General features: G+C 31.5%; 20 protein-coding genes. 15 read left to right on the top strand and 5 right to left on the bottom strand.

The window, feature by feature from the left end; genetic code table 11:
* The first annotated feature begins 332 nt into the window (after window positions 1-332).
* The gene (locus IW20_RS03930; protein ID WP_035619133.1) at window positions 333-3,266 is read left to right on the top strand and encodes an SIR2 family protein; all 2,934 of its coding nucleotides are present in this window, start codon (window positions 333-335) and stop codon (window positions 3,264-3,266) included.
* A 217-nt stretch (window positions 3,267-3,483) separates the two neighbouring features.
* Here the strand turns inward: IW20_RS03930 and IW20_RS03925 are convergent, their stop codons facing one another.
* From IW20_RS03925 to IW20_RS03915, 3 genes are all read right to left on the bottom strand, one after another.
* Window positions 3,484-4,275, bottom strand: coding sequence for a DUF5995 family protein (locus IW20_RS03925; RefSeq protein WP_035619129.1), 792 nt, complete (start codon window positions 4,273-4,275; stop codon window positions 3,484-3,486).
* Between the two features lie 229 nt (window positions 4,276-4,504).
* On the bottom strand, window positions 4,505-5,269 hold the full coding sequence (locus IW20_RS26840; protein WP_081912430.1) for a PKD domain-containing protein: 765 nt from the start codon (window positions 5,267-5,269) through the stop codon (window positions 4,505-4,507).
* A gap of 185 nt (window positions 5,270-5,454) precedes the next feature.
* The gene (locus IW20_RS03915; protein ID WP_165571402.1) at window positions 5,455-5,748 is read right to left on the bottom strand and encodes a hypothetical protein; all 294 of its coding nucleotides are present in this window, start codon (window positions 5,746-5,748) and stop codon (window positions 5,455-5,457) included.
* Window positions 5,749-6,071: 323 nt separating this feature from the next.
* On the opposite strand from IW20_RS03915, the gene IW20_RS03910 reads away from it, so the two are divergent.
* The 9 genes from IW20_RS03910 to IW20_RS03870 all read left to right on the top strand — a co-directional run bounded on the left by IW20_RS03910 (window position 6,072) and on the right by IW20_RS03870 (window position 13,990).
* Entirely contained in the window at window positions 6,072-6,509 is a 438-nt protein-coding gene (locus IW20_RS03910) for an ankyrin repeat domain-containing protein (RefSeq protein WP_035619121.1), read from the top strand.
* Between the two features lie 159 nt (window positions 6,510-6,668).
* On the top strand, window positions 6,669-7,097 hold the full coding sequence (locus tag IW20_RS03905; protein WP_035619118.1) for a copper resistance protein NlpE N-terminal domain-containing protein: 429 nt from the start codon (window positions 6,669-6,671) through the stop codon (window positions 7,095-7,097).
* Window positions 7,098-7,212: 115 nt separating this feature from the next.
* Window positions 7,213-7,728, top strand: a complete 516-nt coding sequence (locus IW20_RS03900) for a GNAT family N-acetyltransferase (protein ID WP_035619116.1) — start codon at window positions 7,213-7,215, stop codon at window positions 7,726-7,728.
* A 5-nt stretch (window positions 7,729-7,733) separates the two neighbouring features.
* Window positions 7,734-8,213 (top strand): hypothetical protein, encoded by a 480-nt coding sequence (locus IW20_RS03895; RefSeq protein ID WP_035619113.1) that lies wholly within the window; start codon window positions 7,734-7,736, stop codon window positions 8,211-8,213.
* Window positions 8,214-8,322: 109 nt separating this feature from the next.
* A complete protein-coding gene (locus IW20_RS03890; RefSeq protein ID WP_035619110.1) occupies window positions 8,323-8,625 on the top strand; it encodes a hypothetical protein in 303 nt (100 codons plus the stop codon).
* Window positions 8,626-8,717: 92 nt separating this feature from the next.
* Window positions 8,718-9,797: an acyltransferase family protein gene (locus IW20_RS03885; RefSeq protein WP_035619107.1), complete on the top strand. Its 1,080-nt coding sequence runs from the start codon at window positions 8,718-8,720 to the stop codon at window positions 9,795-9,797.
* 106 nt (window positions 9,798-9,903) lie between these two features.
* Window positions 9,904-10,503 (top strand): REP-associated tyrosine transposase, encoded by a 600-nt coding sequence (locus tag IW20_RS03880; RefSeq protein WP_035619104.1) that lies wholly within the window; start codon window positions 9,904-9,906, stop codon window positions 10,501-10,503.
* A 438-nt stretch (window positions 10,504-10,941) separates the two neighbouring features.
* Window positions 10,942-13,245, top strand: coding sequence for a type IA DNA topoisomerase (locus IW20_RS03875; protein WP_035619101.1), 2,304 nt, complete (start codon window positions 10,942-10,944; stop codon window positions 13,243-13,245).
* A 268-nt stretch (window positions 13,246-13,513) separates the two neighbouring features.
* Window positions 13,514-13,990, top strand: a complete 477-nt coding sequence (locus IW20_RS03870; RefSeq protein WP_035619091.1) for a DUF6265 family protein — start codon at window positions 13,514-13,516, stop codon at window positions 13,988-13,990.
* A 477-nt stretch (window positions 13,991-14,467) separates the two neighbouring features.
* On the opposite strand, the gene IW20_RS03865 is transcribed toward IW20_RS03870, so the two are convergent.
* Entirely contained in the window at window positions 14,468-15,628 is a 1,161-nt protein-coding gene (locus IW20_RS03865; protein ID WP_035619079.1) for an MFS transporter, read from the bottom strand.
* 317 nt (window positions 15,629-15,945) lie between these two features.
* Here IW20_RS03865 and IW20_RS03860 point away from each other — a divergent pair, with 317 nt between their 5' ends.
* The 4 genes from IW20_RS03860 (at window position 15,946) to IW20_RS03845 (ending at window position 21,441) form a co-directional block, all read left to right on the top strand.
* Window positions 15,946-16,668 carry a DUF4198 domain-containing protein gene (locus IW20_RS03860; protein ID WP_035619066.1) on the top strand — a complete coding sequence of 241 codons (723 nt, stop codon included), beginning with the start codon at window positions 15,946-15,948 and terminating at the stop codon, window positions 16,666-16,668.
* A gap of 210 nt (window positions 16,669-16,878) precedes the next feature.
* The gene (locus IW20_RS03855; protein WP_035619051.1) at window positions 16,879-19,137 is read left to right on the top strand and encodes a TonB-dependent siderophore receptor; all 2,259 of its coding nucleotides are present in this window, start codon (window positions 16,879-16,881) and stop codon (window positions 19,135-19,137) included.
* A gap of 300 nt (window positions 19,138-19,437) precedes the next feature.
* The gene (locus tag IW20_RS03850; protein WP_035619049.1) at window positions 19,438-20,751 is read left to right on the top strand and encodes an APC family permease; all 1,314 of its coding nucleotides are present in this window, start codon (window positions 19,438-19,440) and stop codon (window positions 20,749-20,751) included.
* 69 nt (window positions 20,752-20,820) lie between these two features.
* Window positions 20,821-21,441: a GyrI-like domain-containing protein gene (locus IW20_RS03845; RefSeq protein ID WP_035619047.1), complete on the top strand. Its 621-nt coding sequence runs from the start codon at window positions 20,821-20,823 to the stop codon at window positions 21,439-21,441.
* Window positions 21,442-21,518: 77 nt separating this feature from the next.
* Here IW20_RS03845 and IW20_RS03840 read toward each other — a convergent pair whose 3' ends face one another.
* Window positions 21,519-24,152, bottom strand: coding sequence for a valine--tRNA ligase (locus IW20_RS03840; RefSeq protein WP_035619155.1), 2,634 nt, complete (start codon window positions 24,150-24,152; stop codon window positions 21,519-21,521).
* A gap of 240 nt (window positions 24,153-24,392) precedes the next feature.
* On the opposite strand from IW20_RS03840, the gene IW20_RS03835 reads away from it, so the two are divergent.
* Window positions 24,393-24,776 carry a DUF1573 domain-containing protein gene (locus tag IW20_RS03835; RefSeq protein WP_035619044.1) on the top strand — a complete coding sequence of 128 codons (384 nt, stop codon included), beginning with the start codon at window positions 24,393-24,395 and terminating at the stop codon, window positions 24,774-24,776.
* Window positions 24,777-24,799: the final 23 nt, after the last annotated feature.

The raw sequence follows: 24,799 nt of genomic DNA, 5'->3' as shown, positions 1-24,799 counted from the left end.
GTATAATTTTTTACAAAATTCACTATTTAAAGCAATATATTTTTAAGAAACATTTTAAATTAAATCCTTTATATTAGCATTATCGTTGTTAATTTATATATTTGATAAAACAAGAAATACAACCTTAATGTATAACTAAATTCAAAAACATTAGCTAAGCAAAGTTCAACACATAAAAATTATTTTTTTAAATCTATTATTCTAGTAATTCTAAATTTTATAAATTATTATCTATTGACCTTTCTCCAGTACAATTGAAAATCATCTAAAAATAAGACTAATTTTGATTAATAAAATGCTAAAATGTATTTTTGAGTTTTGTAAAAAATAATATGACAGAAGAAAAAATTATTCCAGAAAAATTAGAAGAAGCAATAAGAAACAACAATTTAGTTTTTTTTATCGGTGCAGGATGCTCAATTCCATTAAAATTTCCTTCTTGGAAAAGTCTAATTGAAGACATACTCAAAGAATTAATTAGTAAATATGGAGCAACATCTGATACTAATTTCCAAAATATTTTAAATGGAGTACAATCAGGTAGTAAAACTTTATTTGAAGCATTAAATATTATAGAAAGAGATGCTAAAAACGGTCCTCATTATAAAATTAAATCCAAAGAAATAATAAACAAACAAATTGAAAGTATTTCTAAAAATCTTCCTACTGAATCTCAAGTACATGATTTAATTTGGAAAATTTCAGAAAAAATTATTACTACCAATTATGACAAAGCTTTAGAAAAATATAAACCTGAGAAACTAAATCCAAAGATATTTGATAATACAAATACTTTTCAAAGTTTAAAAAGTCAATCAAAAGAGGCTCAGTTTTTATACAAAATACACGGAGATTGTGATAATCCTCACAGTATTATACTTTTTGAAAGTGATTATAGAGATCTTTACAAAAATAGCAATCATAATAATGATGCATTTTCAGACCATTTCAAAAATAAAACTTTTCTATTTGTTGGATTCAGTCTAAGTGATCCTTTTGTGAATGATTTATTTACAAAAATTAAGACAATTTATGATGGCTACACAATTAATGAACATTTTATTTTTACAACAAAAGATGATGATTTTATTGAGTATGACGTTAATTCAATTAAAATTGAAAATTGGGAAGATAGTTTAACAGAGTACCTTCTCCTATTAGAAAAGATAAAATTATCTTGTGATAAAGATAATATTGAATTATCCATATTACCTGAACAAATAAAAGAAGAATTAAATGATGATGACTTAATTACTATTGTCAAACTTGCAGGAATCAAAACAAAAGAATTATCAAATAATCCTGGTGATAAAGAACTTCATAAGGAAGTAAATGATTTAAGAGCTAAAATTAATAAAGTAATGTTTGGTGAAATAGATTATTTACAAGAGGTAAAAAAAACATTTCGTGATACTGATTTACAAGCATTATTTGAAGTAATTTATTTTTCACAAAAAATTGATAAATTTACTTTGGAACGTATTCAAAAAGTGCGAACTAATATTCAGATATATAAATGGCATGATAGAAGTGTTATAGTAAGCGCTATTACATGTAGTTTAATTCATTTTGATAAAATTGATCAACAAAAAATTAGTTTATTAATAGATTTTATTAATGATAATGAAAATAAAGTCTGGCAAAAAGCTATCACTTGCTTATTTATGGTATTAAATCATTTAGGAAATAAATGGTTAAAATTTGACTTTATCAAAACTAAAATTAAATCTTTAAATGAAAATTTAGTGGTACAAAATGCTTGTGCAAATATTGTCCACTTATTTGCTGTAGGATTGGATAGAATATCGATTGATGAAGAATTATTTAATAATCCCTATTTCAACGAAAATGCTTTTAATTATTTTTTACCATATTATCAAGAAAACAATATCGCATTTGAACAAGTTTATGATAATTATACAGGTAATGATATCGAAAGCTTTATTTCTTTTTTAAATGAGGTGCCAATTCCTGACCAACTAAAATATTTATATTGTGAAAAATTCAACTTAGATGAAAATACTGATGAAAATACTCAAGAAGAGAATGAAAAAATCTCTAATAAAATGCACCATATTTTACATTTAAATTCTGTTTTTTATCCTTATTCAATTCATGTTCAAGAATTAATTAGTTTTTATAAATATTTCCCACGTCATAAACATAAAGAAAAACTAAAATCTCAATTAAAATTAACAGAAACACCGCTTAAAAATTATTTATTAAACACTAAGCAAAAGTATAGTGCATTAGGTTCCCACTTTATGCAAGAAAAAAACTGGGCTCAAGCCATTGTAAACTATAAAGAAGCTATAAAACTTGATGAGAATAATATTGCAGACTTAATGAATTTAGCAAGTTGCTATCATTTAAACAAAGATTACGATGATGAAATTTGTATAAGAATCAAAATAACAAGTATTGAAAGTGATGAAGAGAATAATCTTAATGCTCTTTTCGATTTATACTTTACCTACAAAAAAGATTTTACCAATTCTTTAGATATTTCAAATAAATTACTAGCTATTCATAATGATAATGCCGATTATTTTAATTACCAAGCAATTTCTTTAAAAAATTTAAAAGAATATGAAAAAGCTCTAGAGGCATATAATGAAGCCATTAGAATTAGCCCTAAAGATTCTTCATTCTATACCAATAGAGCTATTATTTATTTTTATGAACTAAAAAATATTGAAATGTCAATTAGAGATTGGAATTCTGCAATTGAATTTCAACCCGATAATGACATTAATTATTTCAATAGAGCTTTGATATTTTACGAACTAAAGGAATTTGTAAAATCAAATAATGATTTAGATATTGCGTATTCAATTAATAAAAAAGAATTAGAATACTTAATCAGCAAAGCAGCTAATTATATGTATTTGTCTTTGTTTAAGGAAGCACTAAGCAATATTAAAGAAGCAGAATCTCTAGGCTGTGATAAAGATGTTATTTATCATACCTATAGCAATTATTATAGATTGACTGGTGATTTTGATAAGGCACTTGAATACATTAGTAAAGCTGAATCTTTAAAGAAAGATGTCAAATTAATTGGTACTAAAGCAACAATTTATTCATCAATGGGAAATGATGAGAAATTTTATGAATATTTAGAAGAATCATTCCGTGAGGGGGCTGAGGCAATGGCTCTTTTTCCCGATATTAAAGATAAATATGAAGCTGAACCTTTATTTTTAAACTTGTTAAAAAAATACAATCAAGATTTTTACATATTTCCGCACTACGAAGTCTCCTAACTTCACAACACAAACTAAATAAACAAAATCAAAAATAAGAAGAGGCACAACTAAATACTGTACCTCTTCCTAATTTATAGAACTACGTAAAACTATTCAACTCTGCTCTGCGAAGTATTTCTTTTTAAATATCGGAATTGCTGTACGAAGTCTCCCGACTTCGTACTCACTCCAATAAGTCACAAAGAAAAACAAAACTCGTGAAGAGAAAAATTATCTATGCAACAGCACATTCAATTTTTTGTTGTTCGATTATCTGCATATCAATTATTTTTTGAGCGACAGTTCCTCTTTCAAATAAGCGAATGAACTTGAAAACAGCGCTAACAAAATACCCTGGGTTCGAAACTAATCGGGCAATTTCTGTTATTCTTTCATCTCTTAGCTGTATACAGGCTTCCCTTTCGGTTTCTGGAACTGCTACAAATTCGTTAGCAAATTTCCAAGCTCCATCTCTGGCGGTTTCCATGCTAAAATCAATAAAAAAGTTATCTATTTTGCCTGTTAGTTTTAGGATAGTTGTGAGCGTTGGCCAAATTTTAATTAAGCATTTTTCGACACTTCCAACCAGATTGCTCAGAATGGTGTTTATTTGGTCGAAATCAGATTTTAAATCTCCGATGTTATCTACCGTACTCACTTGAGCTGAGGCTATACCTAAATCAAGATTTACGTGAGCATTAATTCCGAGAAGTAAGTGCTGCACAACTATTGGCCAAAATTTTTCTGCTTGCTCAAAGGAGAATCCCCAACATTCGCATGGTTTCTCTTTGGCTTGACATTCGTAATAGGCTTTTAGGTACCGATTGGCAAAAATAACATCCAATTTTTCCATTCGTTCACCATTCTGAAAAGAACCATCACGGATACCTTCTTTTACTCTTACTGTAACTTCACGATATAGGGCGGCAAACAAACCCAAGGCGCTTTGCTCGAGTTTTGATTTTTCTATTATTTCATCTAAAAACTGAATTACTTCGTCTATAGTATTTGCTTGTTTCATACTCATTTATAGTAGGTTAGGACTAAATTTAGAAGAACGAATATAATTATTTTAATCTTTTAAAAAGCTCTTTTTGAAGCAATTATCTTTTGTCGTTTTTATTTTAATACCAGATAATACAAATCTGTTTTTATGTAACTCCTCTAAAAATATGCTTACAACAATCTCAAAAAACAAAAGCTTCTTAATTATTAATTAAGAAGCTTTTGTTTATAACAGAAACCGTTAAACTATTTTATTGCCAAGTTACGTCTAAAATTAATGTAACATTTTGACTGTCTAGGAATGGGATTGGGTTGTTAGGGATATAATTTAGAGTAATTGTTTTAGGGTATGCATTTGCGCCAGTAGTATAATCTTTCATTATAGCAAACATACTCCCTCCGATTGTATTACCAAACGCCCCTTCAATTTTACTGATTGAAAATTCATATTCTATCGAAAGATCCTTAATTACCTTTGGTTCGGTTAGAGTCCAAGTAAAAGGTAATTGTGTTTTAGAAATATTTTTAAAAATTTCAGAATTTACTTGATCCATATAAGTTTCTTTATCAACAATATGAAATCTAATGTATGCACTCTCATATCTATTACCATTATAATCCATAAATGGCATTTTAGTTACCGTCACCTTTGTTATTTTAACAGTAGTTGCAACCGGTGGAGCTGCAATAATTACAGTATTTGTTGTTGTAGCCTTACCTCCCGCTCCTGTTGCAGTTAATTTTACTAAATACGTACCTGCGGCAGTATAAGAATGACTTGGGTTTTTCTCTGATGAAGTAGTTTTATCTCCAAAATCCCATAAATACTCAGTTGCGTTTGTAGATTTATTCTCGAATACTATCGTTTTTGGTGTGGTTGTTTCATTAACCTTAAATGAAAAATCAGCAGTAGGTAATGCTGTTGGTTCTTCTTTTGGCATCTCATTCTCTGAAGAGCAACTTAAAAAAAATATAAAAAATAAAGCGGTAATAGATTGTAAAGTTTTTTTCATCATAGTTAATTAATTTAGTAAGTATTCTCACAAAGAAATAAAATAAAACCAAATTATATAATAAAAAAGTAGTTTTATTACAAAAAAACCTTTTACCCGCTCTACGTAGTATTCTAATCGCTTACGCCAGTCATAGGACTTCGTACAGCATCCGAAATTTTAATGAACATTTTGTTTTTCGAGAAGATTTATTCTTTATTAGACTTCAAATGAATCTTATGCAAATCATCCAATAATTCCATTTCTTGCTCTGGCAGAAGTTGCAAAGCAATTTCAAGCAGAGTCATTACATTAATATCGGTAACTTTTGTTAAATTGGATAAATTGCGAGCATCTTCATTTAGCAAAATAATGCTTGCTTTAAGAAGGTCAGAAACCATAATATTTAGCTCGTTATAACAAGATACTTTTAGTGTTACGCTAAACGAATCATCAGTATTATCCTCAGGTCTTAGTTTTTTGAAATATTCTACCTTATTCATTGATTCTAATAATTCTGTGACTGATTTTTTATGTTTTATTTCCATTATTGAATTTCATTGATTGTTATCTTATTTTTTATAAAGACAAAATTACAAGTAACAGATTACTTTTATGTGATTGTATACAATCGGTTGTATTCAACTGAAGTTTATATTTATGATCTTAGCAGTGAACTATTGAATAAAAGCTACAAGAAAATATTTTTGTAGCTTTTTAACATTTATATGAAGAAAAAATTAATCTTTGTGTATTATGGATTACAAAATCTATACTATCAAAACCAAACATTAATCAACATTTTACAAACCTCAAAACCATTTCGATGAAGAAATTATTACTTTTATTTTTATTAGGATTTTCAATAAGCACGTATTCTCAGGAATCAGGAGAAAAACTTTTTAAAGCCATTTTTGAACATAATTTAGATGCTGTAAAAAAGATTATCAAAAAAGATAAATCGCAAGCAAATTATATCCGAAAAATAAACCAATCGTTTTATATCCCTGTATTAATGCAAGCTGTAATGAATAATGAGCTTGAAATCTCAAAATTTTTAATCGAAAATGGTGCTGATATCAATAAAACAGATGGTTTTAAAATGACATGTTTAATGTGGGCAGCAGCAAATCAGAACATAGAGCTAACAAAATTATTATTAAATAAAGGTGCCGATAAAAACATCAAAGACGATAACGGAATGACAGCTTTAAAAGCCGCAGAAGAAACGAAGAATAATGAAATAATTCAACTTCTAAAATAGTTTTACTGCTAAGTCTCTTGCTGGCGTGAGCGTCCCGCTCGTAAGCTCAATCAAAATATTTTAGCCAAAAAAAACATAAAAAATAGTCACGAGCGGGACGCTCGCGCTAGCCTTAAAAATAATGCGATAACATTTACAAACCTTAAAAAAACCAAACCAATGAAACTATTAATTACAACCTTACTTTTAATTTCCAACCTAACCTTATTTGCACAATCTAAAGCATTCGCTGGCGATTATAATCGTACACTTACAGAAGAAGGAAAACATAACATCGAATACAAACTGACCTTAAATCAAGACGGGACATTTTTATTTCATTCGTATTCAAAAATTCAAGAAGGAACTCCACCAGAAGTAAATAAATACGGAAAAGGAAAATGGACTTCAAAAGACAATGTAATTACTTTTTCATCAAATAAAAAAGAAGACTTTGATGATAAATACACCTTAGATTTTAATAATTCGAAGGCTAGATTTGTAACCAAAAATCCGAAAGATAAAACAGATCAAGTAATCAAAACAAAACTTACGTTTTTAGAATCAGGAATTTTCTGGATGAAAAAACTTGATATTTTTAAAGCGTAAAACATTAAAACAGCTCTACGAAATCTCCCGACTTCGTAGAGCATCAAGCTTCAAAAACATATTTAAATTGGTTTACAATCTATAAATGAGCTCAAATAACATCAGTTAAATAAAAATGGAAATAACTTATAGAAAAGGAACTAAAACCGATTTAGCTGGCTTAAAAAATTTAGCTATAAAATCTTGGGGACAATTTAAGGAAAACCTAACAACTGAAAACTGGGAAAATTTATCCAACTCCTTAACGGATGATAATACTTACACTGAATTACTTGATAAATCGCATTGCATAGTAAGCACGACTGACCAAAACGAAATAGTAGGAATGGCATTTTTAGTTCCTAAAGGCAACCCAACAGATATTTATGACAAAGAATGGTCTTATATCCGTTTCGTGACTGTTGACCCAACCTTTGGAGGACAAGGAATTGGAAAGAAACTAACAACTTTATGTATAGACATTGCACAACAGAATAATGAAACTGTTATTGCTCTTCATACTTCTGAGATTATGGACAAAGCAAGACATATTTATGAAAGCTTAGGATTTAAAATTTTAAAAGAAATAGACCAACGCCTCGGAAAACGATATTGGTTATACAAACTCGACTTAAATAAAACTAACCAATAGAAAAAATGAAAATATTCCCAACAAACAATTATACTTTTAAAATAGTTGGAGAAGAAGCTGCTACTCTTGATCGCTTAAAGCGAAGAACAGAATTGTCCGAAAGTTTATATTCTAAGATTACCGACAAGTCATTTCTTGGAATAATAAAAGATAATACATTTAGAATAATCTCATCTGAAATAGGAAAAGGTGCTTTTTGTGTTTTAACTGGTGAAATTAAAAACCAAAACGGACTACTAAATGTAGAAATAAATAAAGGGTTCAGGATTTTATTAAGCATTATTTGGTGTTTTCCTATTATAGCCTTAATTGTTCAAGCGCTGTTTGTTAAAGAAGAATTTTCAGTCCTTTTTATACTTGTTGCAATACTTCAAATAGCTATAATTCGATATATGTTTATTGAACTCGCATTCAGAAAATTTTCTAAATCAAGCCTAAATAAGTTGAGTGATGTATTAGACATTTCAGAGATAAAAAAAATATAACAACACCTGCGTTTTTCACTAGCCTCAGAATCAAAAACTAGCCAAAAAATACGAAGATCTATTTATTTGTAAGAAAATACTATATTTACCTAAAAATAAACCTTCACAAATGGAACCAAAAACATTTAGTATAGTTACTTCCATAGCAATGGCATTATCTCTTACGGTTGCTATATTCAGTATTATTGGTATTTCATTCACTGGTTTTTATCCCGGAATTATTGTTTTGTTCTTTGTGGCGCTAATCCCGATTGCTTCTAAATTCTTTGCTAAAAAAATCATTAATAAGACTAATGCTTTTAAGAGAAAATATTACACAACACTTACAATTATTAATATCTTATCGATCGTAATCGTGTTATGGATGACATTTGTAATCGTACACGACCGTATTCTTAATGATTGTTGCTAATGTTCGTTGAGACAATTACAAAATACCTACGCTGAACATTTTACCAGAAAACCAACCAAAAAACACGCTATTAAAATACCACACTACTAACCATGACCACACAAAATACCGAAGTTTTAAAACCAAAACAACATTTTGAAATCCTTGATGGCTTAAGAGGAATTGCCGCTGTGGCGATTGTAATTTTTCATTTTATGGAAATAGTTTATCCGCCAAACGAAAACTTCATCGCTCACGGATTTTTAGCAGTCGACTTTTTCTTTTGTCTCTCTGGGTTTGTTATTGCCTACGCTTATCATGACCGAATCGATAAAATGAAAATTACCGATTTTTTCAAGTTAAGGCTAATCAGGTTACATCCTTTAGTTATTTTTGGTTCTGTATTAGGATTTTTAGCTTTCCTTTTTGACCCTTTTGGCGGTCAATCTGGAACTTACGAGATAGGTAAACTGATTCTGATATTCTTAGCTTCTATATTCCTGATTCCTCTTCCTGTAATGGCAGATCGATATTTTAACCTCTTTGGTTTAAATGCGCCGGGATGGTCGTTGTTCTGGGAATACGTTGCCAATATTCTTTATGCACTTTTCCTTTATAAACTAAGTCGTCGTTCTTTGTTTTTATTAACCATTTTTGCCGCAGCGGGAATTTGTTTTGTTAGTCACCGCGCGGGAGGTTCCTTAATGGGCGGATGGAGCGGAGAAAACTTTTGGGATGGTTGTGCTCGTATTTCGTATTCTTTCTTGGCAGGAATGCTCATTTATCGTTCTAACTGGATTATAAATTCTAAACTAGGTTTTATTGGTTTATCAGTATTATTGCTTTTAGCTTTCTTAGTCCCTTTTTCTGACTGGAACTGGCTTACAGAACCTATAGTTGTACTGTTGTATTTCCCTCTATTAATTATATTAGGAGCTGGAGCAACTCTAGCACCAGGATTCAAAAAACTATGCGTTTTTCTCGGAAACATATCCTATCCGCTATACATGACCCATTATGCTGTAATGTGGATATTTGCAAACTATTACACTAAGTACAAACCAGATACAAGCCAACTAGTTCTTATTATGACTATAGGAACAATTCTTTTATTGGGTATCGCCTATCTTACAATGGTTTTTTATGATATTCCTGTTCGAAAATACTTTACAAATAGAAGAAAGAAGAGGTAGTTATTAAAAATAAATATCGCAAAAACACACGTTTATTATGCACGTTTGCTGTACGAAGTCAGGAGACTTCGCACACATTCCAATAAGCAACAATCAGAGATAGAAAATGCAAGGCGGATATAAAATAAGAGATCAAAATTTACCACACTTTATAACAATAACTGTTGTTGATTGGGTTGATATTTTTACGAGAAAAATTTACAGAGACCTAGTTATTGAATCTTTAGATTTCTGTATTACAAACAAATCAATGGTTTTGTACGGATATGTAATTATGAGTAATCATATTCATATGATAGTACAATCTGGTAATGGAGAATTATCGGATTTGTTACGAGATTTTAAAAAATTTACTGCTACAAAAATTATAGGAAAGATAAAATCTGAACCAGAAAGTCGAAGAGAATGGATGCTCGAACGGTTTAAATTAGCAACAGAAAGTCATTCTAGAAACAAAAACTATCAGTTTTGGCAATATGGCAGTCATCCTGAAGAAATTTATAGCAACAAATTTATGTGGTCAAAGTTGAATTACATTCATCTTAATCCCGTTCGTGGTGGAATTGTCGAAAAAGCATCGCATTATATCTATTCTAGTGCTAGTAATTATATCACAGATACAGGTCTATTAAAAATTGAAAAAGCTGACATTCCTATTGTTGACACACTAAATTCGAATAATTTCACCCGATATAATGAGTATTGAATTTTGAAAATTGTAACGGAATATAGCAATGGGTACGAAGTCGGGAGACTTCGCACAGCACTGGTATTAAATTTTGAAAATTGTGACGGAATATAGCAATGGGTACGAAGTCGGGAGACTTCGCACAGCGTAGGTATTAAATTTTTAAAATCGTGACGGAATATAGTAATGGGTACGAAGTCGGGAAACTTCGCACAGCGCAGGTAAGACTCGCACAGCGCAAAACTATTGGAGTAAAAACTTTAAAAAGTTTGAATAAAAAACCGCTCTACTTTCTAGCTACAACAATAACAACTCTAATCTTTTAGCAATCTGCGTGAAACAAAAAAAATGTACCTCTGCAATATTCAAAAAGAACCTTTGTCCCTTTGTTCCTAAGAAGCCTTGCTCCTTTCTTATAAAAAATCCTTAATTTTGCCTTCTAATAAGAAGGAGAAAATGAAGGTCTGTATTGCTGAAAAACCAAGTGTAGCGCGCGAAATCGCATCCGTTTTAGGAGCCAATACCAAACACGATGGGTATTATGAAGGCAACGGATATGCCGTAACGTATACTTTTGGACATTTATGCACCTTAAAAGAACCTAACGATTACAAACCGCATTGGAAAAGCTGGGATCTGAACAATCTACCTATGCTTCCTGAAAAATTTGAAACCAAAGTCGTTGAAAATTCAGGAATCCAGAAACAATTTAAAATTGTAAAAGGCTTGTTTGACAAAGCCGAAGTAGTTATAAACTGCGGGGATGCTGGACAAGAAGGAGAACTAATCCAGCGTTGGGTCATGAATGAAGCCAATTATAAAGGCGAAGTACAACGCTTATGGATTTCGTCCTTAACAACCGAAGCTATAAAAGAGGGTTTTGAAAACTTAAAACCATCAGCCAATTACGATAATTTATTCTACGCAGGATTTTCCAGAGCGATTGGTGACTGGTTATTGGGTATGAATGCCACCCGTTTGTACACCGTAAAACATGGTGGATACAAACAAGTATTGTCTATTGGACGCGTGCAAACCCCAACATTGGCAATGGTTGTGGATCGTTGGAAAGAAATCGAAAATTTTAAACCTCAACCCTATTGGGAATTACAAACTTTATACAGAGAAACCCTTTTTAGTTATGAAGAAGGTCGTTTCTTGAAAAAGGAAGATGGTGAGCTTTTGGCTAATAAAGTCAAAGAAAGCGAATTTGAAATTGTTTCGGTTGAAAAAAAGAACGGGAACGAATATGCCCCAAAACTATTTGATTTAACAGGTTTACAAGTATATTGCAATACAAAATTTGGTTTCTCGGCAGATGAAACACTTAAAATTGTACAAACTCTGTACGAACAAAAAGTAGTTACATATCCGAGAGTTGATACTACATTTTTACCAAACGATATTTACCCTAAAGTTCCAGGGATTCTGCAAAAATTAACCAATTATGCCGAATTAACGCAACCTCTTTTAGAAAAAAAGATAAAAAAATCGCCTAAGGTTTTTAATGATAAAAAAGTAACCGATCACCACGCAATTATCCCAACGGGAATACAATCTAATTTGCAATACAATCAGCAGCAAGTCTATGATATTATTACAAAACGATTTATTGCCGTATTTTATGATGATTGTTTGGTTGCCAATACAACCGTAATAGGAAAAGCAGCCGAAGTACATTTTAAAACCACTGGAAAAGAAATCATAAAAAAAGGTTTTCGCGTTGTTTTTGAAGATCCAAACGCAAAAGAAAAAGAAGCCGATTTATTACCCAGTTTTGTTGTGGGAGAAAAAGGTCCGCATGAACCTTCGTTCCTAGAAAAGGAAACCAAACCGCCTAATCAGTTTACAGAGGCGACTTTACTGCGTGCCATGGAAACTGCAGGAAAACAAGTTGATGATGAGGATTTACGCGAATTGATGAAAGAAAACGGGATCGGACGTCCATCTACTCGAGCAAATATTATCGAAACCCTTTTTAAACGTCAATACATTGTTCGAAACAAAAAACAGGTTTTACCAACACCTACAGGGATTCAGCTTATAGATACGATTCAGAATGAATTAATAAAATCAGCAGAACTTACGGGGTCTTGGGAAAAGCAGTTGAAAGATATCGAAAAAGGAACTTTTACCGCTGGTGCTTTTATTATCAATATGAAACGCATGGTTGAAGCTTTGGTATATGAAGTACGAAGTGAAACCAGACACGCCAACATTTCGCATGCTGGAAGCGTGCAAAAAGAAGTTGCCAAAGTTGAGAAAAAGAAAGCTGCAGGAATCTTGGCAGAAACCTGTCCTAAATGTCAAAAAGCAACACTTATAAAAGGAAAGTCTGCTTATGGTTGTGGTAATTATAAAGCGGGTTGCGATTTTGTATTGCCTTATACTTTTGCAGACAAAAAAATATCTGAAAACCAATATTTAAGATTAGTCCAGAAAGGATCTACAGTAAATATAAAAGGTTTTAAAACCGATGCTGGTACAGTAGAAGGCTTGATTCGTTTTGAAGAAAATTACAAACTAAAACTAGAACCTAAAAAAGCAACTCCAAAAGCAGCTTCGGCAGCAATATCAGACTCTTTAACGTGTCCTAAATGCAAAAAGGGAACGATAATGAAAGGGAAAACGGCTTATGGTTGCGGGGATTATAAATTGGGTTGTGATTTTAAAGTAACTTTTGATGTAGTTAGAGAAAAACTAAAAGATCAAAAACCTACCAAAGAACTAGTTTATTCTATTTTACAAGAAAGCGTTTAGTTTTTCCGCCACAGATTTAAAGGATTAAATTGATTTTTTGTTTCACGCAGATTCTGCAAATTTGGACAGATTTAATTTTGATTTAGAATTATATAAATCTGCGAGTATCTGCTTAAATCTGTAGAATCTGCGTGAAAAAATCGTGAAACAATAATTCTTTTTTGATCCTTCAAATCTGTGACAAGTTTCAAAATAAATTCGTGAAATTAGTGGCTAACTTTTTTTTCCTAATTTAGCAATTCAAAATAATATCAAACACAAATACATAATGACTCAAAAAATTACTTTCATACTACTTTTATTGGCTGTTGTTTCTTGTAAAAATGCTGAAACTCCAGAAAAAGACAAAATAAAAACAGCTGATTGGCTTATCGGAAAATGGGAAAATGTTTCACCAGAAGGAACTTTAACTGAAACATGGAGTAAATTGAACGATAGTACTTTTCAGGGAAGTTCATATTTCATAAAAGGAAAAGATACCATTCATTTTGAAACTATCAAATTACAGCAAAAAGGAGAAACCTTGACTTACAATGCTACAGTAAAAGGTCAAAACAATGATGAAGCTGTAGCTTTTGAGTTAACCACTTCAACCGAAAAAGGATTAGTTTTTGAAAATCCAAAACACGATTATCCACAAAAAATTAGCTATACCAAAGACGCAAACAATACTTTAACTGCTGAAATTTCGGGGAAACTACAAGGGAAATTATCTTCGGAGAAGTTTGTTATGGTGAAGAAGTAATTCTTTTAAATTTATAAAAACTGAAATACAACATTAATAAATACATTTTGAATGTTTCCAACTGATTCTGACTTCTCACTTTTGTATTTATGCTACATTGTTGTATTTTTTTATTTCTATTTAGGTTTCATCTTAACCAAAAAGATAAGCTTCAAACTAAACTTAATCGTATTTTCAGCCTATACCCTTTTCATGCTTTATATTTTTTCAGATGAAAATAATTTTAAATATGGAGGTTCATTATCGGTCTTATTTTATGGTTTAGCGCTTCTAACACTACACTTAATTATATACGGAATCATCGAATTGGTTAAAGCGATAAAAAAATGATTTAAGATTTTTGACTAACATTTTTTGATATCAGATGTAAGGAATCTCTTAAAATAGATACTCTTTTATTTATTCACACAAAATCAAAAATCTCAAATCGTTAATCAGCATTCAAAAATATTGTAAAAACCATAGCTACTTAGAACCTTACTCTTCCTCCCCAATCTTATTTACCATAAATATCATTAGCATACCAAGAAAAGCCATTATCAAGAAAGCCCATTTCATACTTAAAAATTCAGATATAAAACCAACCATTGGCGGTACAATTAAAAATCCAAGATATCCAATAGTAGAAATAGAGGTTAAAGCAGAGCCATTACTCAAGCTTTTTGATTGTCCGGCAATACTGAAAACTAACGGGACTACACAAGAAACTCCAATCCCTATTAGGAGATAACCAAATATTGTTGGGTAAATAAAAGGGAATAAAAAACAGATTAAAAATCCTATTGTTATAAAAATACCGCTGTAAAACAAGATGCGTTTTATACCTAATTTTTGTACTGCATAATCTCCAAAAAAACGACCTAAAGTAACTGCTGTCATAAAAAACACAAATGCTGCCGTAGTCAGTTTTGACGAAGCGTGTAGCACATTCTGGAAATAGATTCCGCTCCAGTCATACATCGTATTCTCGCATGCCATGGAAACAAAACAGATTAAAGCAAACTTTATTAAGTTTTTATCTGGCATCGAAAAGAATTTCTTTTTATCCGGAATAGGTTCTGTATGAATACTCATTGGGTAAAAACATGCTGTAATTGCCATCATAGCAATACTTATTCCTAGTAAATGATATGATGCAGCAATATTTTGTGCCACCATAACATATCCTAAACCTGCTCCTGCAAATCCTGCCAAACTCCAAACGGCATGAAATCGTGTCATGATCGATTTTGGATACAGTTTCTGAACCTCAAGAGCTTGTGCATTCATGGATAAGTTGAGAATATTTCGCGAAGCACCAAATATTAAAAGGATAATTACCAACTGCCAAACAAAAGCACTAAAACCTGGTAAAGCCAAAACAATATTAAATAAAACAGCCCCAAGGAGCATACAATATCTACTACTATATTTATTTAATAGCTTTCCTGTAAATGGCATTGTAAACATAAGACCTATTGGAAATGCAAATAAAACAGCTCCGAACTCTGCTTCGCTTAAGTCTAATTGTGCTTTAATACTCGGAATACGAGATGCCCAAGAAGAGTATCCGAATCCTGATACAAAGAAAAATACCGTATTTGCTAGTCTGAATCCTTTAGGAGAATGTTGTAATTTCTTAAAATATGATATAATCATGTAGCAAATTTGAATTTATTATGGCCGCAAAATTAAGCTTTATTAAACTTCATCTTATAACATCTATAAAACTAAAGTCTTTAAAAACCATAACTAACTCATTAACAAATGAAAATTGATTCATTTTTATTTTATTACTCTCAAAGACTTTTATAAGTAAAAATTTAAAAAGAACATTATCGATAATTAGTCTAAATAAGTATTGATTAACGAATTTTAAATTTTACATTTGTTACAAATTTTAAAATAAACGAATTCCTTGGGGAAAATATTTGCTAAAGGAATTTCTAATAAAAATCAACTTAAATATTTACATCATGAAATTAACCCCTTTAAAAACTGTATTAGTATTATTAACCCTATTACTAAGTCCTCAATTATTTGCTCATGCCCTTTGGATTGAAACGAAAGCAACGGGTACAAAAGGAAAGCCACAAGAAATTTCAATATACTTTGGAGAATTTTCAGATAATGATATTACTCCAGCTGCAAAATGGTTTTCGGATTTAAAAGATTTCTCTTTAGTATTGATAAGTCCTTCTAAAAAAGAGATCAAATTAACCCCAACAGCTTTAGAGAAAAAATACCAAGCCTTTTTTACTCCAGAAGAAGATGGCGTTTATACTGTAGTAATGCAACATACTGTAAAGGATGTATATGGTACAATGAAATTAGATTATAACTCTAGCGCTAATGTTGTTGTCGGCAACAAAACTGCAGGTAATAATGCTACTGCAAACAAGAATACAATTGGTGTATTCTCTGAAAATGCTGATGTAGCTAAGAAAAATGTAAAACTATCCGGGTTTGCATTATATGATGGTGTTGCTGCAAAAAAGCAAAAAATCAAAGTAATTGCACCAAATGGTTGGGAAAAAGAATTATATACTGATGATAAAGGTCAATTTGAATTTACGCCAATTTGGTCTGGTCAATATATGGTAGAATTTGCTCATACAGATAAAAGTGCTGGTGAACACAATGGAAAAAAATACGACGAAATCTGGAAAATGGCAACTTACTCAATTGAAGTTAAATAAATTAAATTCTTAAAAATAAGATTATATTTTAACTTTTTATATAAAACAATAAAACCCTGTTTACATAAACAGGGTTTTATTGTTTATGCTTTAAATCAAATTATAAATATTTGTTAAAAATTAAGCATAATTAATCTAAATAAGTTTTGATTATCCAATCATAGACATTACTTTTGTGCCGTTATTTTTTTTTATTCCAAATAAACAAACATGAAACATATTTTATTGCCTACTTTAGGATTATTATTCGGCCTAACAGGTTTTGCACAAGGGAGAGCAAACACAGTCGAAAATCGTGACACAGCCACAGCAATTACTGATACTGTAAAAAACAAAAAAGGAGAAATTCTTAATGAAGTTGTAATTACAGCCAATAAACAAAGAAAACCCGTAACTGCAGTACGTTCAGGTATTAAAGTTATGGATCTTCCACAAAGTGTACAAGTAATAGATAATGTGGTAATCGAGCAACAACAAGCTATCAGATTAAGTGAAGTTACCAAAAACATGAATGGTGTTTATGTAGGATCAGCTCGTGGTGGTGCTCAGGAATCTTTTTTCTCAAGAGGTTATGACATGTCAACAAATAATATGTTCAAAAACGGATTTCGTTACAGCAGTGGTTCTATGCCAGAGGTTTCTTCTTTAGACAAAGTAGAATTCTTAAAAGGAAGTGCCGCTTTATTATACGGAAACGTTGCTCCTGGTGGAATTATAAATATGGTTACTAAAACTCCACAATTTACACATGGTGGTGAAGTATCTATGCAAATGGGAAGTAACTCTTTTTACAAACCATCTGTAGATGTTTACGGACCTTTAAACAAATACATCGCATATCGTTTTACAGGTACTTACGAAAACTCTGAAAGCTTTAGAGATATTGTAAAAAATGAGCGTTATTACATAAATCCTTCGTTCTTATTTAAAGTAAACAACAAAACTCAAATTACATTACAAGGAGATTATTTAAGCTACGACTGGACTCCAGATTTTGGAACAGGAATAATCGGCAAAGAACTTGCAGATGTACCAAGAGGTAAATATTTAGGAGCACTTTGGTCAAACGGAAAAACTACTCAAACAAGTGTTTCGGCTTTAGTAAATCACGATTTTAATGACAATTGGAAATTAAACTTTAATACTTCTTTCCAAAATTACCACAGAACTTCTAAAGGTACTGAACGTGTATCTATTGATACTACTATTCCAAAGTATATAGACGGTGATTATATTCGTCCATTAGGTCAAAATGATAATTTTGAACAAATAATGGGAGACCAATTAAGCTTACAAGGAACTTTCAATACTGGAAGAGTAAAACACCAACTTTTCACGGGTGTTGATTTCGAAAACTCATTTGCACAAGCATATACTTATGCATTCAGCGAAGAAGCAATAAAAGATGCTAAAGGAAAATACATTCCAAATGCTTACGATCGTGTAAACATTTACGACCTTACCTATATGGGACAACGTATGGATATCCCAAATGCAAAAGCAACTAAACTAGCAAATACAGATTCAAATCGTTTTGGAGTTTATTTCCAAGATTTAATTTCAATTACAGAACAATTTAAAGTTTTAGCAGGATTACGTTGGTCATGGCAAGAAACTCAAGTTGAGACAACTGATTATACTAAATCACCAACCACAGTAACTAAAGGTGATAAACTTACAGATCAAGCATTTTCTCCGAAAATTGGTCTTGTTTTTCAACCAACAAAAGACATCTCATTATTTGGAAGCTACTCTAACTCATTTACACCTAATACAGGTACAACTGTAGATTTACAAGCTATAAAACCTTCTATCATTGACCAATATGAGTTTGGTGTGAAAAAAGATTTCTGGAGAGGTTTATTAAGTACAAACGTTACTGTATACCAAATTACTAATAGTAACTTAGCACAAACTGCTGAATTTAAAGCTGACGGATCTCCTAACTCAGATTCAACTATTAAAGTTTTAAGCGGAGAAACTAAAAGTAAAGGTATAGAAATTGATATTACTGCTAAACCTGTAGACGGTTTAAGCATCATCGCTGGGTATAGCTATAACGATATGCGTTACACAAAAACTTCTGGAGCTAATGGTAGTTTTATCGAAGGAGATCGTTTAGTAAGAACTCCAGCTAATACAGCAAACTTAAGTTTCTTTTATACTGTACAAGACGGCCTCCTAAAAGGTGTTTCTATTGGAGCAATTGGAAACTACATTGGAGATAGAGTTGGTGGTTGGAACAGTCAATATGACTCAACAAAACCAAACGGAATCAATGACAGAGAAATTCCTTTAGATGCTTACACTACAATTGATGTATCTGCAGGTTACACTTGGAGAAAAATCTCAATCTTATGTAAATTATCAAACATTACAAACGAATTAAACTATACTGTTCACGAGAACTATAGTGTGAATCCAATCGCACCTCGTCAGGTAATGACAAGTTTAAGATACAAATTCTAAGAAACATTTCGTTTCTCTTAATAAAAACCTTTTTCTGATTTTCATTAAATGAAAATTTCAGAAAAAGGTTTTTTATTTTAAGTAAAACATTCAATCAAGATTAGCTTTAAACACAGAAATAACAATATATTTTTTCTGATTACACTCTTGTTTTCACTAGCTTAATCTCAATATAATAGTATAAAATCAAACCTCGTTTATTACTAAACGAGGTTTTTTGTTTTAAAGAAAAGTACATTAATTGTATTACTTTTGCCAAGTAAATAATCCAAACCTCAACATCCTACAAAATTTCTAAATATGATAGACTCCAAAAAGAACCAATTAAAGAAAAGTCTAGGACTAAGTTTTAATATTGCGGTATTAATTGGGGGTACGATCGGAGTTGGAATTTTACGCACACCAGGTACGATTGCGGGATTATTAGATAATTACTGGCTCATTATTGCTTCATGGCTTTTTGGTGGATTATTTGTCTTAATAGGAGCCAATTCTTATGCAGAATTAGCTACTATGCTTCCTAAAGCGGGAGGATCTTATAATTATATAAAAAGAGCTTTTGGTAATTATGCTGGTTTTCTCTCGGGTTGGTTCGATTATATTACCAATGTAATTCCGCCTGCTTTTTACTGCATCGTTATCAGCGAATATATCATTATTTTATTTCCAAGTCTGCAAAGCTACTCAACAACAATTGCTATATCCTTATTAATAGCTTTTGTATTGTTACATTTAAGCGGGGTAAAAAATGGTAGCATTATTCAGCAAATTACCAGCTTTATTAAAGTAATTTGTTTTGTTGCCTTAGTTGTTGCTTGTTTTATGTATTCGGGCGTAAAGTTCGCACCGATTCAAAAAGACAGTTCTATCTTTCAGATTAGTATTTTATTTGGATTATTTAAATCCCTTCAACTAATCATCGGGACTTATAATGGATGGAACAGCGTTTGCTTTTTTGCTGAAGAAAATGATGACCCGAGCAAGAACATTCCAAAATCATTATTTAGCGGCGTACTACTTGTAATTGCTATTTATGTTTTAGTAAACATTGCTTTTTTGCATGTTTTACCACTTGAAACTGTAGCAAAATCTAATCTGGTTGCTGCCGATGTAGCAAACATTATCTTCGGGAAAAATGGAGCTATAATAGTTACAGTCATTTCTATTTTTTCTCTGATTAGTATTTTGAATGCATTCATGATGATTCCGCCAAGAATTTTATACGGACTGAGTCGTGATGGATTTTTTATCAAAAAAGGGACAGCGGTAAACAAAGGCGGAACTCCAATTGTTGCACTTTTGGTTTCTTCATTATTTAGTTTATTCTTAATCTGTATTGGCTCATTTGAAGTCTTATTTTCTTTTGCTGCTTTTACCTCTATTATCGTTTGGGGATTGGCTTATTTTTCGCTTCTTAAACTACGATTTTCAGAACCTAATTTACCAAGACCTTATCATTCTTTTTGGTATCCATGGACTACTATTTTGGCTATTTTGGTGTCATTAGCACTATTAACCGGATTTATATATAGTGACCCTAAAAGCTTTATTATTATAGTTGGTATCACCTTAGTTTCTTATCCTTTATTTTTGGTTTTAACCAGAAAGAAGTAAAAATAGATTTACTAATGACATAGGGTTGTCACTAGTTGTAATTTACTTTGTAATCTAAACATACAAAAGATGGATAAATTAGATTTAACAAAAACAGATAAAGCATATTATACTGCTAAAACTAAGCCTCAAATAATTTATATTAAAAAAGCGCATTATTTATCTATTGTAGGCAAAGGCGATCCTTCCGGTGGAACTTTTGTAGATAATATCCAAGCACTGTATCCAACAGCTTATACGATAAAATTTATGTGCAAAGCATTAAACAATGACTTTGTTGTTCCTAAACTTGAAGCTTTATGGAGTTTTGATGAAGAAAAATACAATAACGTATCTATTGACGAAGCACCATTAAAAATCCCAAGAAGCGAATGGAATTACAGAATCATGATTAGGATGCCAGATTTTGTTACCAAAGAACAAGTTGAAACTGCTATTGCTATTTGCATCAAAAAACAAATAAAACTAGCAAGTACAATTGAATTTTATGAAATGACAGAAGGTAAAGTAATACAAATTCTTCATGTTGGGCCTTTTGCCAATGAACCCGAAACACTCAAACAGATTCAGAAATTTTCTAAAGAAAATAATTTACATAAAAACGGAATGCATCATGAAATCTATTTATCTGATTTCCGAAAAACTCCTCCCGAAAAACTGAGAACAATACTAAGAGAGCCCGTAAAATAAAATCTTCATTAAATACAAAAATCCCAATACTAAAATTTAGTATTGGGATTTTCTATTTTTAAAAGCAATTCTGATTCTTATTTCAAACCAGCTAAACTTTGCTCGATTGTAGCAATTTTTGCTAATGCATCAGCTTCTTTTTGTTTTTCGTTAGCCAAAACTTTCTCTGGCGCACCTGCAACAAATTTTTCATTTGCCAATTTAGACTGAACCGATTTCAAGAATCCTTGCGTATAAACTAACTCTGCAGTAAGTTTTGCGATTTCTTCTTCAACATTAATATTTCCTGTTATCGGAATAAAATATTCATTCGATTTTACTCTAAAAGATAGTGCTCCATCTACTTTATCCGAAACATATTCTAATGAAGTGATGTTTCCTAATTTGGTTACAATCGAATCAAAATAAGTTGAAGCTTTATCGTTATTTACAGCCTTTAATTCGATAGCATCTTTAAACGGAATATTCTTGTCTTTACGAATTGTTCTTATTCCAGAAATTACCTCGCTTGTATTTTCAAAATCAGCAATTAGTTTAGCATCAAATGATTTTAATTCTGGCCAAGTCGAAACAATTAAAGCCTCTTCTGGAGTTCTCTCGGCAATTAAATGCCAAATTTCCTCTGTTAAGAAAGGCATAAACGGATGCAACAATTTCAAGTTACTTTCTAACATTTCTATTGCTTTCGCAAAAGTAGCACTGTCAATAGGTTGTTGGTAAGCTGGCTTAATCATTTCAAGGAACCAAGAACAGAAATCATCCCAAACCAATTTATAAATCCCCATTAAAGCATCTGAAATTCTGTATTTCTCAAAATTATCTTCGATGTCTACTAATGTTTGTTGCAATTTAGCTTCGTACCATTCGATTGCCACTTTTGATGATTCTGGTTGCAGAATTGTATCCGAAACTTCCCATCCTTTTATCAATTTAAAGGCGTTCCATATTTTATTAGAGAATCCTTTTCCTTGATTACATAATTCTTCATCAAACATAATATCGTTTCCTGCAGAAGCACTTAAAAGCAATCCTACACGAACTCCATCTGCACCGAATGTATCAATTAAATCTAAAGGATCAGGAGAATTTCCTAATGATTTAGACATTTTACGACGTTGTTTATCACGCACTAAACCTGTTAAATATACATTTGTGAATGGTTTTTCGCCTGCATATTCATACCCTGCAATAATCATTCTGGCAACCCAGAAAAACAAGATATCCGGACCTGTAACCAAGTCATTTGTTGGATAATAATATTTGTAGTCTGCACTTTCTGGATCCATAATTCCACCAAAAACCGACATTGGCCATAACCAAGATGAGAACCAAGTATCTAGTGCATCAACATCTTGTTTAAGATCGTTTGTTGTTAATTCTTGATTGTTTGTTCTCGCTTTTGCTAAAACTAAAGCGTCTTCGATAGATTCTGCAACTACAAAATCTTCTTTTCCATCACCATAATAATAAGCAGGAATTTGTTGTCCCCACCATAACTGACGAGAAATATTCCAATCGCGAATATTATTTAACCAATGCGCATATGTATTTTCAAAACGTTTTGGGTGTAATTTAATATCTCCATCAACTAAAACAGATTTAATTGCTGGTTTTACTAAATCTTCCATCTTAAGAAACCATTGATCTGATAATCTTGGTTCGATTACCGCTTTTGTTCTTTCAGAAGTTCCTACTTTATTAAGGTGTATTTCAGTCTTCGCCAAAGCTCCAATTTCTTCTAGTTCTTTTGCGATTTCTGTACGAACTACAAAACGATCTTTTCCTTGGTAATGCAATCCAAAACTATTAAGTGTAGCATCTTCATTAAAAATATCTACAATTTCCAGATTATGCTTCTCTCCTAGCGTTTTATCATTCATATCGTGTGCAGGAGTCACTTTAAGACACCCTGTTCCGAACTCTACATCTACATATTCGTCTTCGATAATAGGAATAACTCTTTCTGAGATAGGAATAATAGCTTTTTTACCTTTTAAATGTGTAAAACGCTCATCATTTGGATTGATACAAATTGCTGTATCACCAAAAATAGTTTCTGGTCGCGTTGTGGCAACGGTCAAAAATTCCTCAGTTCCTTCGATTTTATATTTAAGGAAAAATAATTTTCCTTGTTGTTCTTCATAAATAACTTCTTCGTCAGATAAAGTTGTTTTTGCCTCAGGATCCCAGTTTACCATTCGGTAACCTCTATAGATTAATCCTTTGTTGTACAAATCAACAAACGATTTAATTACTGAAGCCGACATATCTGGATCCATTGTAAATTTAGTTCTTTCCCAGTCGCAAGAAGCTCCTAGTTTTTTTAGCTGATCTAAGATTACACCACCGTATTTATCCGTCCATTCCCAAGCATGAGCCAAGAATTCTTCACGAGTTAAATCATTTTTATTGATTCCTTCGGCTTTTAGTTTAGCAACAACTTTAGCTTCTGTAGCAATCGATGCATGATCTGTTCCTGGTACCCAACAAGCATTGAATCCTTTAAGACGCGCTCTTCTTATTAATACATCCTGAATGGTATTATTAAGCATGTGCCCCATGTGCAAGACCCCAGTAACGTTAGGCGGAGGGATTACAATAGTATAAGGTGTTCTATGATCTGGCTCTGAATGAAAATAATTATTTTTCATCCAATACTCGTACCATTTGTTCTCGATTGTCTTAGCGTCAAATTGTGCTGGAATTGTCATTTTATCTTGGATATGTTTTATCATTAAATTGTTTAATCACTAAATTGTCTAATCGTTTTTACCTCAGTAAAATAAACGATCTGGCAGCTTAACAAATAACCCTTTTATACTTTGGTTTGATTTTTGTATTTGTAATAGAGAACAAAAGTAAATAATTAAGTACACTATAAAAAGCGAATTAATAATTTGTGTATTAATTAAAAGAAAGTATATTTACTTAATAACTTAAAACAATTTCAAATGAAGAAAGCAGCCTCATTTATAGCAATCCTAATGGTAACAACCATCGGTCTTGCTCAAAACGGCCCAAAAATTGATTTTGCTGCCAAGGACAATACGATTGATTATGGTACAGTAAGTAAAGGTGATAACGGGGCCAAAGCCTTTGAATTTACCAACTCTGGAGATGCTCCATTAATGATCACATCAGTACAGTCTACAGCAGGTATTAGTATTGTATCTAAACCAAGTGCGGCAATTATGCCTGGAAAATCAGGAAAAATTGAAGTTAAATTTAATATGGCTCCAGGGCCAATAAGAAAAACAATTACTGTAGAAACTAATGCAGTAAACTACCCAGAGGGTCGTGTAGCTTTAAAAATCAGAGGAGAAGTAGCGAACTAACATTCAAAACAAACTTCTTGTAA

Source organism: Flavobacterium hydatis, from assembly GCF_000737695.1.
GTDB lineage: Bacteria > Bacteroidota > Bacteroidia > Flavobacteriales > Flavobacteriaceae > Flavobacterium > Flavobacterium hydatis.
The sequence above is the reverse complement of the archived record's forward strand: the minus strand, read 5'-3'. Positions and strand labels throughout refer to the sequence as shown.